This window comes from Pseudomonas kairouanensis, assembly GCF_004682055.1.
GTDB classification, from domain to species: Bacteria; Pseudomonadota; Gammaproteobacteria; order Pseudomonadales; family Pseudomonadaceae; genus Aquipseudomonas; species Aquipseudomonas kairouanensis.
This window is the reverse complement of sequence record NZ_QUZU01000013.1, coordinates 25,428-38,460: the sequence shown is the minus strand read 5'-3', so window position 1 is coordinate 38,460 and position 13,033 is coordinate 25,428. Positions and strand designations below refer to the sequence as shown.

10 protein-coding genes and 1 tRNA gene are annotated in these 13,033 nt (G+C 59.0%); 6 read left to right on the top strand and 5 right to left on the bottom strand.

Annotation, left to right across the window (positions count from 1 at the left end; all coding sequences use genetic code 11):
- Positions 1 to 177 precede the first annotated feature (177 nt).
- The 6 genes from pvdQ (at position 178) to DYL59_RS12910 (ending at position 5,989) form a co-directional block, all read left to right on the top strand.
- The gene (gene pvdQ, locus DYL59_RS12930; protein ID WP_135289530.1) at positions 178 to 2,466 is read left to right on the top strand and encodes a bifunctional acylase PvdQ; all 2,289 of its coding nucleotides are present in this window, start codon (positions 178 to 180) and stop codon (positions 2,464 to 2,466) included.
- A 211-nt stretch (positions 2,467 to 2,677) separates the two neighbouring features.
- Positions 2,678 to 2,751, top strand: a tRNA-Cys gene (locus DYL59_RS12925).
- 124 nt (positions 2,752 to 2,875) lie between these two features.
- A complete protein-coding gene (locus tag DYL59_RS12920) occupies positions 2,876 to 3,451 on the top strand; it encodes a hypothetical protein (protein ID WP_135289529.1) in 576 nt (191 codons plus the stop codon).
- 120 nt (positions 3,452 to 3,571) lie between these two features.
- A complete protein-coding gene (locus tag DYL59_RS31380; protein WP_167496681.1) occupies positions 3,572 to 3,739 on the top strand; it encodes a hypothetical protein in 168 nt (55 codons plus the stop codon).
- A gap of 530 nt (positions 3,740 to 4,269) precedes the next feature.
- Complete coding sequence (gene lepB, locus DYL59_RS12915; protein ID WP_135289528.1) at positions 4,270 to 4,938, top strand: signal peptidase I; 669 nt, start codon at positions 4,270 to 4,272, stop codon at positions 4,936 to 4,938.
- Between the two features lie 70 nt (positions 4,939 to 5,008).
- Positions 5,009 to 5,989 (top strand): GlxA family transcriptional regulator, encoded by a 981-nt coding sequence (locus DYL59_RS12910; RefSeq protein ID WP_135289609.1) that lies wholly within the window; start codon positions 5,009 to 5,011, stop codon positions 5,987 to 5,989.
- Between the two features lie 116 nt (positions 5,990 to 6,105).
- On the opposite strand, the gene DYL59_RS12905 is transcribed toward DYL59_RS12910, so the two are convergent.
- The 5 genes from DYL59_RS12905 to DYL59_RS12885 all read right to left on the bottom strand — a co-directional run bounded on the left by DYL59_RS12905 (position 6,106) and on the right by DYL59_RS12885 (position 13,024).
- The gene (locus tag DYL59_RS12905) at positions 6,106 to 8,034 is read right to left on the bottom strand and encodes an avidin/streptavidin family protein (protein WP_135289527.1); all 1,929 of its coding nucleotides are present in this window, start codon (positions 8,032 to 8,034) and stop codon (positions 6,106 to 6,108) included.
- A 160-nt stretch (positions 8,035 to 8,194) separates the two neighbouring features.
- Positions 8,195 to 9,553: an MFS transporter gene (locus DYL59_RS12900; protein ID WP_135289526.1), complete on the bottom strand. Its 1,359-nt coding sequence runs from the start codon at positions 9,551 to 9,553 to the stop codon at positions 8,195 to 8,197.
- A 20-nt stretch (positions 9,554 to 9,573) separates the two neighbouring features.
- A complete protein-coding gene (locus tag DYL59_RS12895) occupies positions 9,574 to 10,395 on the bottom strand; it encodes an aspartate/glutamate racemase family protein (RefSeq protein ID WP_135289525.1) in 822 nt (273 codons plus the stop codon).
- Positions 10,396 to 10,427: 32 nt separating this feature from the next.
- Positions 10,428 to 11,318: a hypothetical protein gene (locus tag DYL59_RS12890; RefSeq protein ID WP_135289524.1), complete on the bottom strand. Its 891-nt coding sequence runs from the start codon at positions 11,316 to 11,318 to the stop codon at positions 10,428 to 10,430.
- A 47-nt stretch (positions 11,319 to 11,365) separates the two neighbouring features.
- Positions 11,366 to 13,024, bottom strand: a complete 1,659-nt coding sequence (locus DYL59_RS12885) for a hydantoinase B/oxoprolinase family protein (RefSeq protein ID WP_135289523.1) — start codon at positions 13,022 to 13,024, stop codon at positions 11,366 to 11,368.
- Positions 13,025 to 13,033 lie beyond the last annotated feature (9 nt).

Below are 13,033 nucleotides of genomic sequence, written 5' to 3'. Positions count from 1 at the left end.
AACGAGCGAGCAAAATCATGAAGTGATGGATGTAGAAATTTTGTCGGTATCGGTTTTGTCACACATTGATCGCCTCAAATAAACCTGCGTCGTCGCTAAATTGTTCCCGGTTTTTTGCGTCCTTACGGTGGGGTAGTTGCCCCTGGTGAGGATGTTCAATTTGACTGTGGAGTGGGCGTGATTATTTCCAAAGGGTTGTCCAGGGTATGTGTGGCAGGGGTGTTGCTGGGGCTGAGCCTGGGCGCCTCGGCGCGGGAGCAGGTGGCGCAGGCTTCGGCGGATATCCGTCGTACCAGTTTTGGCGTGCCCCATATCCGTGCCAGCGATGAGCGTGGCCTTGGCTTTGGCATCGGTTACGCCTATGCCCAGGACAACTTATGCCTGTTGGCCAATGAAGTGGTCACGGTGAATGGCGAGCGCGCACGCTACTTCGGCCCGGAACAGGCAACCCTGGAAGAGCGCAATAATCTGGCCAGCGACCTGTTCTTCACCTGGCTCAACACCCCAGACGCCGTTGCAGCGTTCTGGAAGGCCCAGCCCCCACAGATCCGCCAGCGCATCGAAGGCTACGTGGCCGGCTACAACCGTTATCTGACAGAGCAGGGCGCGCCGGCGCAATGCCAGGCGGCCTGGGTAAGGCCGTTGGTGGCTGAGGATTTGGTGAAGTTGACCCGCAGGCTTTTGGTGGAGGGCGGTGTCGGGCAATTCGCCGAAGCCCTGGTGGGGGCCAAACCCCCGCAGGCGACTGCCAGCGTACAGCCTGATGCCAAGTCCTTCGCGTTGGCTGCTGCCAATCAACAGCGCTTCAGTTTCGACCGTGGCAGTAACGCCGTGGCGGTGGGCCGTGATCGCTCCTTCAATGGGCGCGGGATGTTGTTGGCCAACCCGCACTTTCCGTGGGTGGGCGGTATGCGGTTCTATCAGATGCACCTGACCATCCCCGGCCAACTGGACGTGATGGGCGCCGCGCTGCCGGGATTGCCGGTGATCAATATCGGCTTTAACCAGCACGTGGCGTGGACCCATACAGTGGACACGTCCAAGCACTTCACGGTGTACCGCCTCACGCTCGACCCCAAGGACAGCACGCGTTACCTGCTCGATGGCAAGTCCATCCCCCTGGAAAAAACCTCGGTGAGCGTGCAGGTCAAGCAAGCCGACGGCAGCCTCAAGGCCCAAGCCCACACGGTCTACAGTTCGCAATTCGGCCCGGTGGTGCAATGGCCCGGCAAGCTGGACTGGGACAGTCACTACGCATTCAGTCTGCGTGACGCCAACCTGGGCAACGACCGTGTGCTGCAACAATGGTACGCCATGAACCGCGCCGCCAGCCTGAAGGAGCTGCAAACCTCGGTGCACACCCTGCAAGGCATCCCGTGGGTCAACACCCTGGCGGCCGATGACCAGGGGCAGAGCCTGTATATGAACCTGTCGGTGGTGCCTAACGTCAGCGCGGCAAAATTGGCGCAATGCAGCGACCCGCGTGCCGGCCTGCAAATGATCCTGCTGGACGGCGCCCACAGCGCCTGCGCCTGGGACGTCGACCCGCGTGCGGCCCAGGCGGGCATCTTCCCGGCCGAGCAATTGCCGCAACTGGAGCGCACAGACTACGTGCAGCACTCCAACGACTCCGCCTGGCTGGCCAACCCCAAGGCGCCGCTGACCGGGTTCTCCCCGGTGATCAGCCAGGACCATATCGGCCTTGGCGCCCGTGCGCGGTTCGCCCTGCAACGGTTGCAATCCCTGGACAAGCACCCCATCAGCGTCGCTGACCTGCAGCACATGGTGATGGACAACGAGGTGTACCTGGCCGGCCAAGTGATGCCCGACCTGCTGGACTTCTGCGCCCAGCAACTGGGCACCGACACCACCGCCTTGCAGCCGCTGTGCACCAGCCTGAAGAACTGGGACCGGCACGCCAACCTCGACAGCGGCCTGGGCCTGGTGCACTTCATCAACCTCATGGATCACCTGCAGGAAACCCCCGATGCCTGGCGCGTGGCCTTCGACCCCGCCAACCCACTTACCACCCCGCGCGGCGTGGCCATTGACCGGGAGCCGGTAGCCAAGGCCCTGCGTGACGCCATGCTGGCGTCCACCGCCGATGTCGCCAAGCTTGGCCTTACTGCCAAGAGCACCTGGGGCGAGATACAGGTCAGCGGCCAAACGCCCATCCACGGCGGGCCGCAGGCGCTTGGCATCTACAACGCCATGCAAACCGTGCCCCGTGCCGATGGCAAGCGTGAAGTCGTCAGTGGCAGCAGCTACTTGCAAATCGTCACCTTCGACAACGACGGCCCCCATGCCCAAGGTGTATTGGCGTTCTCCCTGTCCAGCAACCCCGCATCGGAACACGCCAAGGACCAGACCCAGGCCTTCTCCCAGAAAAAACTCAGCCCGCTGCCCTTTACCGAAGCCCAGATCAAGGCCGATCCGCACTACAACGAGCAGCGGATCAAGGAGTAGGGCAACCACGCAACCCCTTGATGCCAATACGAAATATTTTTGAAATCAAGGGGTTGCACGCATTGGCAAATACGTACATAATGGCGCCCATCGAACGCAACGAAGCATTAAAAACTTCAATGTATTCAATGAGTTAGAGTAGAGGCAGGGTTTATAGCCCACTCAAGTTTTTATGCGGTAAGTGTCAGCAGTTTGGACATTGATCGTTTGAGGCCGAGTAGCAAAATGGTTATGCAGCGGATTGCAAATCCGCCTACGCCGGTTCGATTCCGACCTCGGCCTCCACTCTTGAAAACCCCGTAGATTAACGTCTACGGGGTTTTTTATTGCCTGTTGAAAAGACAGGTTTGCGCAATCGTTCGTGCAGACTTTTACGGTTCAGTGATAATAATTTATCCAGAGAATATGTATGTGGACTCTCCGAGTTGTAGTTGCCATTGTGATGTTTGTTATAGCGGTGGCCCTTGCAATAGCTGCCGCTTTCGCTGAGCGATATTGGAGCGCGCTTGCTTTTATAGCCGCCGGCCTTTCAATTTCTTACGCAGTTTTAACGTGGGAAGGGATAGGGTCTAACCCAAGCGCGTGGGCGACGCTATTTTCGTCGGTTCTTACGGTCGCCTCTCTATTTGACGTTCTGACCTCCAGTCACGCTTTCAATCAGGATGAGGCGAACGCTCAGGCTGATTTTAATGTGCTGATGATCAGCCGCGTGGACCTTACTGCGTACACTGAGGTTGAGAAAAAATTGATTGAAGATGCGCGTGTGGCATGTACTGCACAGCCGGGCATCGATTATCGGGCGTTTGGTACTGAGTCTCAGAAGGCAATTCATTTCGGCCCGGGTTTAACAACGTTGGACGGCATCGCATCGAGCTTGGCGCATAAGCAACCTTCGCGTTGTTTGGACTTTTATCGCGAGCTACGCAAAACCCAGGGACCGTTGTTTAAACAACTTGAGGAGGATCATCCTTGGCTGAAGGATTGACTCCGTTGTAACGCTATTCATACAAACCCTACCAACGCGTTACACGAAAGCCGTGACGCCCCCGTGTTTGCGCTGTCATACCTAGCGAGAAGTTAATCTCGTCAAGTAGAGAGCGTTGTCATGAAGTTGAATTACCTAACCAAGGCGGCCGTTGTTGTCGCGCTGTTGTCGACCTTGTCGGGCTGCTGGATGTTCATGCCACCCGGTGGTGGTGGAGGTGGTGGCCACGGTGGTGGCGGTCACGGCCAAGGTGGTGGCGGCGGTGGTGGTGGCGGCCCGCGCTACTGATAGGCAAGGCAGGCAAGCCACGGCAAGTGGCTTGCCTTTTTTTTGCCTGGGATAAATCGCGGGCAAAGAAAAGCCCGCATGGGGCGTGCGGGCTAAAAGGATGTTCATTAGGAGCTGGGTCTACCCTAGGCCATCGTCTGTGAAAGGTTTGTGAAAAAAACGCAGAAACCCTAACGCCACAAATTTGCCGGTTGAGTATCAGACCGGCGAAATGGTCGCCAGCAAACCGATGCCGATGGTCAATACCAAAAAACCGAACAGGAAAAGTGCCATCTTGGTCATAAGGCCTCCGAAGGGAAGGGCGACAAGAGCGTCGCGAATGGCCCTATTGTCCGTCCAAGGCACAATTCAATACAGACGCAGATAGCAATCAAAAAACCGTATCAGATGTACCCGCAACTGTCAGGGCTGGGGGTGTACAAGGAGGCGGGTTTCTAAAGATCAGCCAAGTTTTCAGGTGTTTAAGTCGTTGTGTAAGGCCCAACAACCTGTAATCTGCCTACCGGGCCGCTTCCGTAGTGCGAGGACATATGCAACGTTGGTTGAGCAAATACCGTTACGCCATCCTTTTCTGGCTGTGCTTCGGCATGTTCCGTACCTCCCTGGCGGACTGGAACCCGATCCCGTCCGGCTCCATGCGCCCGACCCTGCTCGAAGGCGATGTGGTGCTGGTCAACCGTGTGGCCTACGACCTCAAGCTGCCCCTCACCGACATCTCAGTGGTCAAGCTGGACGACCCGCAACGTGGCGACGTGGTGACGTTCACCTCGCCCAAAGACGGCGTGCGCTTGATCAAGCGCATCGTCGGCATCCCTGGCGATACGCTGCAAATGAAAGACGAAGTGCTGTGGGTCAACGGCGTGCCCGCCACTTACCTAGATGCACAGGCCATCAGCGAGCGTGTCGCTCCGGGCCAATTCATCCAGGGCATCAAGCTCACCGAGCAAACGGCCGCGAGCCAGCGCACAGTGCAGTTCATGCCCAAGGTGCGTGCGCGCCGAGACTTCGGCCCACTGGTGGTGCCCGCCGACCACTACTTCATGCTGGGGGACAACCGCGACAACAGTGCCGACTCGCGCTACATCGGCTTTGTGCCGCGCCAGTTGCTGATCGGGCACGCGCACCATATTCTCGCGTCGGCGCAGATCCTGGATCACTGGATGCCACGATTTCGCCGTTTTGGGGCGCCGATCCTCTAAGATGGCGCCCACTGCATCAACAATAAAAGTGGGCTGACCCTCGATGGAAAGACGTCAATTCAGCGGTGGCATGAAGGGCAAGAACCTGCGCTACCTCAACGAAACCCAGCAACCGGCGTCGGTCACCCGCGTCGGCTTCCTGCTGCTGGAACACTTCTCGCTGCCCGCATTCACCCAGACCCTCGACACCCTGGTCACCGCCAATCTACTGCGACCCGACCTGTTTGCCTCGCGCACCTTTGGCTGCGGCGCAGATGAAGTCATCAGCGACCTCGGCCTGGTCATCCGTCCCGACGCGCGCCTCGACGCGGCTGCGCTGCACGACCTGGACCTCTTGGTGATCTGTGGTGGCTTTCGTACCGAGCTCAAGGCGGGTGAAGATTTTATCCAACTGCTGCGTAGCGCTGCCGAGCAGGGCATCAGTCTGGCCGGGCTATGGAATGGTTCGTGGTTCCTGGGCCGCGCCGGGCTATTGCAGGATTACCGCTGCGCCATCCACCCCGAACATCGCCCGGCGCTGGCAGAAGTGTCCAAGGGCGCCCAGGTCACCAGCGAACCCTACGTAATCGACCGCGACCGCCTGACCGCCTCCAGCCCCTCCGGTGCCTTCCACATGGCCCTGGACTGGATCAAGGGCCTGCATGGCAAAGCCCTGGTCGAAGGCATCGAGGACATCCTGGCCTTTGAAGAGTCGCGCTACCGGCGCATCAAACCGACTGAAAACGTCAGCGTCAGCGCGCCCCTGCGCGAAGTGGTCAAGCTGATGGACGCCAACCTCGAAGAGCCCCTGGAACTGGACCAACTCGCCGTCTACGCCGGTCGTTCCCGTCGTCAGTTGGAACGCCTGTTCAAGGAACAACTGGGCACCACGCCACAGCGCTACTACATGGAGTTGCGCGTTACCGAGGCGCGGCGCTTGTTGCAGCACACCGAACTGTCACAAGTGGAAGTGCTGGTGGCGTGCGGGTTTGTATCGCCAAGTCATTTCAGCAAGTGCTACAGCGCCTATTTTGGTTATCGTCCCTCCAAGGAGAAGCGGTTGGTCAAGTAGGCACAGTGTTTGTCGCACCGTCGAAGATCAATCTGTGGGAGGGGGCTTGCCCCCTATAGCGTTGGCCCAGGCACCCTCTGTATCACCTGTATCATCCCCCTGTAGCCCACTAACGCTCAATCAGCCCGGCTGAATCGCATGGATGAGATCTGCGTCGCCAAGTAGCCATTTGCGGGAGCAACGGCAGCGCTTGCCAATACCATCAGGTTCAGGTTGTCATCCGTGAGATCCAATACGCCACACACTGCACTAGCACTCGCAGGTTCAGTAGTGGAAAAGGTGAGGCTCACCGACTGCAGCTTCAGTCTGCTACCGACCGTGTTGATATCTGTGAACCCCGTTAACTCGCAACTCGTACCCGCGCAGGTGAACGTACCTCGAACAGCACCGACTCGCCGAGCGCTATCGCTCCATACAGCCAACACCAATGAGCACCCATCACTGGCGATCCACTTGCCTGTCAGTGTGTTTTCGATCGGCACAGGGCGACTATCGGCACCGGACGCCAGCAGCGATTGTTTTTCAACCCGTCGATACACCAACTTGTCGATATAGGTACCGCGCTGTGCAAGTTGTGGGAAATCACTGGAGGCAACCAGCAGATGGGACAGCGTCAGCACATCCCCCTGGTCCGTCACGCGCAGTTGTCCGCTCATGCCGGAGACCCAGTTCCAACTGGGGTCTGGGGCACTGTCGCCAAGGTCGTGCCATTGGATGGCCAACGCCAGCGGCTGATTCCTGGCGCGGGAAGCCGCTGCGCCACTCAGGCATCCTGTGACTGAGTAGTGGCCGGTTGACCCGGTTGAGGATTGATAGCGACCGCTGATGTGCTGTCCGCAAACCTCCAGCGTCATGATTGAGCCGTAGTCATTCGTCCATGTTCCTGCAATGCAGGCGTTTTCAGCCTGCGGGGCTGGCAGGCTGGTTTTTCCATCCAGTAGCGCTCTTGCTCCAGGTACGAAGGGCCTTGACGACGATCGAGTAATGATCTGCGGTCCTTCAGGGCGATTGAATAGCCAGATGCCCACGGGCGCCAACGAGTAAACCTCGTGACTGCACCGAACCACTTGGTATTCATACACCGTGTAGCAGTGCTCCATGATTACGGATCCCACCAGTATCAAGTCCTTTAAGCCCAGCGGTTCGAATTGAGGCAGCACCTGGCCTTTTTGCGGGCCTTCCTCAATCAGGGCGCTGTAGTGGTCTGCTCCCAGAGTGATTTCACCCTCCGCAAACTGCAGCACAATTTCGGGTCGGCCGCCCCGGCCAATACGGGCCAGAGTTTGACGCATCAGCTCATCGTCACCCTTGAAGCGAGATGAGCCCGAATCGACGGCGAATTTGATCTGGGTTGCCAGCGTTTCGCCGCCGACGGAAAAGGACTTCAACTCAGTCGACCAGATGTACTCCACACCGGGCAAAGCGTTGTAGACGTTCCACGGCAAGAACAAGCCAGGCGCCTGGGTCTTTGATGGATCGACGATCCCCATCTGGCAGGTGCCGCTGCATTGTTGGGCATCCCAATCAAACGCTACAAACGGATAGGTCGGGTCGAGTTGGCCTTCACACATTAACGTCTGGAGCACGAAGGAACTGCGCCCCTCCACATAGGCACTGCTGCAGGGCAGGCCCAATCCACCGTCCCAGTCCAACTGCTTGAATTGCTCGCCGGTATACGCTGCCGCCAGGAAAAGCCGGGTATCGAGGCGAGCACCCGAGGGTATTGTGAGGACGTCGGAGGCGGACTCCACCTGCAGGGTACCCCATGGCCCGAAGCTGTAGGGTCGTCGCAGGCAGTCAGTGAAGGCAAAGCTGCTGGAGGCCTGGACATCAAACCGCCCGGCAGCGTAGTGCGTGCACTGGTCTGCGGGGCAAAGTGTCGAGGTTACCCAACTGATGTTCGTACCTGAATCGAGTGAGAACTTCAGCGGTTGGGCAGGGGTTCCAAGCGGTATTATGCAATACCAGGGCGACGCACCATTGTTCTGGAATGGGCCGCGCTGCATGGTGAACGTCAACGTAACCGGTACAGGTTTACTGTCCATGAAAACTCCATTTTCGTAGGGGGGCAGGGCTCGCGACAAGTCGTGAGCCCTGCCAAGCACAAGGGAATGCGCCCAGCCCCATTCAGCCGGTTTTACCTGGCGTTGACTGCCAGTAGCACACGCAGGTAGTGGTCGGACTTGGCAATCAAATCTGCCAGCCTTAACGCAACGCCTCGCCCTCCGTTTCTGGAATAAACACCGCCAGCACCACCGTCACCAACAAAAAGCCATTGATGATGGTGGTGGTCAGGTTGAACGAGGAGCCATACGCGATCAGTGCCCCGATCAGCGACGGCGCCAGTATGTTTGCCACACGTTGGGCAAAGATTGCCCAGCCATAGCCGACAGTGCGCAAGGGTGTCGGGTACAGCTCGCCAATCCAGGCGCCCCATACGCCCCACGCCCCAAGGCTGAAAAACGCCAGGGCGAAGTTGCTCAGGTAAAGCATCTCCAGGGTGTGTGCATTGGCGAATCCATAACCGGCCAATACCGATGCACTGATAAACCCGACGATGACTTTTTTACGCCCAAGGCGCCCGGTCAGGTATGACGCCACCATATAACCCGGGATCATGCACAGTGCCGACAGCGCTATAAAACCGTAGCTCTGCGGCAGGTTCAAACCACGTTGTTGCAACAACGTGGGCAGCCAGGTCTGCAAACCCCAGTACCCCCAGGAGAACGTAAAGTTTACAGTGATTTGCAGCAAGCTGACTTTTAGCAAGGCACGGCCGAACAGCTCGCGTTGTGCACCTGAAACACTGTGATCAACCTGCAACGCAAGGTCGTTGGGTACCCGAACCGCGCCTTGGCTCAACACATCAATGGCCGCCCTGGCCTGCGCTTGCCGATTGACCGAGGCCAACCAATAGGGCGACTCCGGCACCCAACGGGCTACCGCGATCGCCCATAACCCGCCAAGGGAACTGAGCACGATAATCGCGCGCCATCCGTAGGGCAGCAACCACACTGTGGCGCCCAGGGCCAGGAGCATGCCAATGGGCCATCCCGCCGCGAGATACACCGTCAATGACCCTCGATGGCTGACCGGCAACAACTCCTGAAAGTGCGCGAACGTCACCACCATCATGCCCACTGCGGCGATCCCCGACAGCAGTCGCAAGGCATATAAGGTCGAGTAGTCAGCCGCGAATGCGCTGGCCATGGAGATCAGTCCGTACGCACCAAGGCTCCAGATAATTGCGCGCTTGCGGCCAAAGCGTTCGGCCAGCTTGCCCCAGCCCAACGCGCCCACCAGCATACCGATGAACATCGCACTGATCAGGTGCCCCACGGCCAGTGCATCCAGTGAAAACTCTGCGGCAATCAAGGGGGCCGTGTAGACGATGATCATCATTTCCCAGGCTTCAATCGCAAAGACAAAGAACAACACCAGGCAGCACTGTAAGTGGGTACGGGTCAGCGGGACATCCTTGAACACATCGCCCACCTTGCAGGTGTGGATAGTCGCTTCAAGCCTTGAAGGGGTAGGGTGCAGCATCGAGGGTATATCACTCATGATCACGATCCTTTTCGACGTCAGGCGATGATGCGATTACCGATGGGCGCGGGCCCCTGGAATAAACCGAATCGCTCGATTTCCGCCTCTGGCGGTGGTTCACAGCTGCCGACCCGGCTAGGGCGCCAGCCAAACCTGCGCTTCATGCCGGCCATGGACTCGGCGACTTTAAAGGCAGCCACCACCGGGTCAATCACCGGCACGCCGACTTCGCGCTGCACCTCTTCGAAAAAGCCGAATTCGATGGTGCAGCCGAGGATGATGGCTTCGGCGCCGTCATCCTCCACGGCGCGGTGGGCTTGTTCGATGATTCGGCGGCGGGTAACGGCATGGTCCACCTGAAACTCGTCCACGCCCATGCCCAGGGGCCTTAGCGATGCCAATCGGTCGGCGGCGCCGTAGCCTTGGACCCGTGCGCGCATCTGTTCAATCCACTTGGCACGCCCGACGATGATCGAAAAGCGATTGGCTAACTGCTCCACCACTTGCAGGCTTGCCTGGCAGGGTGCCACGACCAGGGTCTCGCCAGAGATTTCCCGCGCGTCCTCCAGGGTGGGGTCGTAAAAACAACCAATCACCAAGGCGTCCACGCCTTCACGGGCACTGTCGCGAGCGACGTGTACGGTGCGTTCATAGGTGAGCGCCTCGTAGGTCCGGTATTCAAGGTGCGAAGGGCTATGGGGCATATCAAAGGACACTACTTCAACTCGGGTACAAGGTTGCTTGATGCTGTGCAGCAGATGGGCAATCGGTTCGTCGAACGTTGGGCAGCCAATGGGGTTGAGCCAGCGAACGGTGACGGGAATGTCTTGCGGTGCGATGTTGAAAGGCGAAGGGGTCATACGGTCTTCCTCGATAGAAGAAATGAGGGGCCCTAGAAAAACTTCACCAGGGCCATGGTCAAGCTATTGGAATAAGGCAGGTTGTCGCTGTGGTAGTAATCGAAGTTGAGATTGGCCGACACGTAGAACCCCTGGCTGGCGAAACCGGTGTAGGTCATTGCCGGTCCGACTTTGCCTTGGCGGGAGGCCTTGAAGTCCGAGGCCGAGCGATTGTTGATGTGGTAGGAGTGGTGCACGCCCAGCCACAAGTCATCGGTGACCAGGTAGCCCGCAGCGATATCGGCCAGCCAGAAGCTGATGCCGCCCCGCAGCCTCGCCGGGTCGCCCGTACCCAGGTCGGTTGCATGGCGATTGCGCGATGCGTAATGAATACCGGCCGGTGTAAAGGTGGCGGCAAACCGGCCTACCCGTACGTAGTTAGCCACGCTGAAACTGGCGCCATACCGGTTGGCAAAGGCGCCATAACCGGTGCCTTCATCATTTCCGCTGGGGAACTCCAGGGACAGGGTGGGATTGACCCAGAACGTAGTGAAATCGTCGGCACCGTAGGCGCTGGTGGGTTCGACTACGTTGTAGTAATAAGCCAGGCCCAGGTTGGGCGAGGCCATGCCCCAGGCGCCGTTATTACGCGAGCCATTGCTGGCGGTATAGCCGGCGTCGGCACCGACCCAGAACTGCAACTGGTCGCGCTGTGTGCCGGTAAACCCGGTTTCCGAGAAGTACGCCAGCACCGTATTACTGCCGGCTCGCACGTCGCCATCATCGGTGCGGTTGAACACAGGGAAGGATTCCAGAGCCCACTTGCCGGGTTCCCCCGGCTGGGCAAAGCCGATGAATTGATCGCCTTTCGCCGGGGAGGTTACTCCCAAACTCAAGGCAAGCAGGGGCCCTGCCCATAAACGAGATGAGTGCTGCAGTTTCATGGTGGTGTTCTCTTTTTATTGTTGTTCTGTAAGGCGTGGTGCGTAGGTCAGAGCGTCAAGCCGTACACCGTTCGCGCGGTGGTTGCGTCCACGTAACCGTTCTTCACGTCATCGCGCACCGCATCGGGATCGCGTTGGCTCGCCGGCCCGTAACCACCGCCCGCACCCGTGCGCACACGGACCACGTCGCCGGCATTCAGGGAAACGCCGCTGGCCATGCAGTAGCGTTGGCGTTCGCCATTACTGCGGATGACTTCTACATAGTTGGGCGTGCCTTCAGCGCCTTGCTCCAACCCCCAGGGTGGAATGACCGAGCGGGTGTAGCCACACGTCATGAAGCTGGCGTCGGCGCGAATCCGATAGTCGATACACACGCCCCGACCGCCCCGGTACTGGCCATGGCCACCAGGTTCGTCATTGAGTGCGAGCTGTTCCACATACAGCCCGTAGCGGGCTTCACACACCTCAACGGGGCAGTTGTAGGTTTCTCCATGCAGACCGGAGTACACAGCGTTATTGCCGTCGCGACCGGGCTCGGCACCCCAGCCACCAATTTCGGGCTCCACCAGGGTGAACAGGCGACCGGTGTCTGGGTGAACGCCGCCAATGATGGTCGCGCACACCGAGGCGAAATTGCCGGCGGGCAAGCGCTGTGGAAATTGCTGGGCAAGGCAGCACAGGATCAGGTCCTGCACCCGAATCAGGTTCTCGAAGTAGAAGCCTTCGGCTGCCGGCAGTTGGGCGTCGAACAACGAGCCCGGCCGGGTCAGTACCCGCAGTGGGCGAAACGTGCCGCCGTTGGTGATGCCTTGTGGCGCCGTCAGCGCCTTGAACGCCATCTGCGCCGCCACCACTGCACCGTCGCGGCTGAGATTGGTCGGCCCATGGCATTGGTCGGGATTGTCCCGCAGGTCCACGACCAACTCGGTGTCGCGAATATCGATCCGCACCTTGAACAGACTACCGTCGTCTTGCTGTTCCTCCAGGTGAAACTGCCCGGCGGGTAACTCGGCGAGGGCCTTGAGCGAGACTTTTTCGCCCAGGTCCATGAAATCGCTCATGGCTTGCACAAACACGTGAGTGCCGTATTTTTCGGTCAGTTCGCGCAAGCGTGTCGCGCCACCCCGTACTGCCGCCACCCCGGCCCACAAGTCACCTTCCATGAAGTCTGGCATGCGCGTATTGGTGCGCAGAATCTGCAACACCGAACGGATGGGTTGCCCTTTGCTGATCAGCTTGACTGACGCCAGGCGCAACCCTTCCTGGAAGATATCCGTAGCCTCCGTCGACAATGAGCCTGGAACGCAACCGCCCACATCGTTCCAGTGCGCGATATTGGCGGTCCAGGCCACCAACGTGCCTTGGGCGAACACCGGCATGGCCAGCACCACATCGTTAAGGTGGGTTACGGCGCCGTCATGGGGGTCGTTGCTGATGAAAATGTCGCCGTCTTCAATGTCGTGGGGCGATGGGTGATGCAGCAGGATTTTCTTCACGGCTTTGTCCAGTACGCCGACAAAGGCTGGAATACCTGCCCCTGAGCTGGCGATCTCGCCCTGGGCGTCGGTGATGCCGGTTCCCATGTCCAGCACTTCATAAATCACTGGGCTCATGGCGGCGTTGCGCATGGCGCTGAACATCTCGTCAGCAATTGCCTGGAGCGAGTTTTGTATGATGTCGCGGGTAAAGATATCGAGTGTACGCATGGCAGTGCT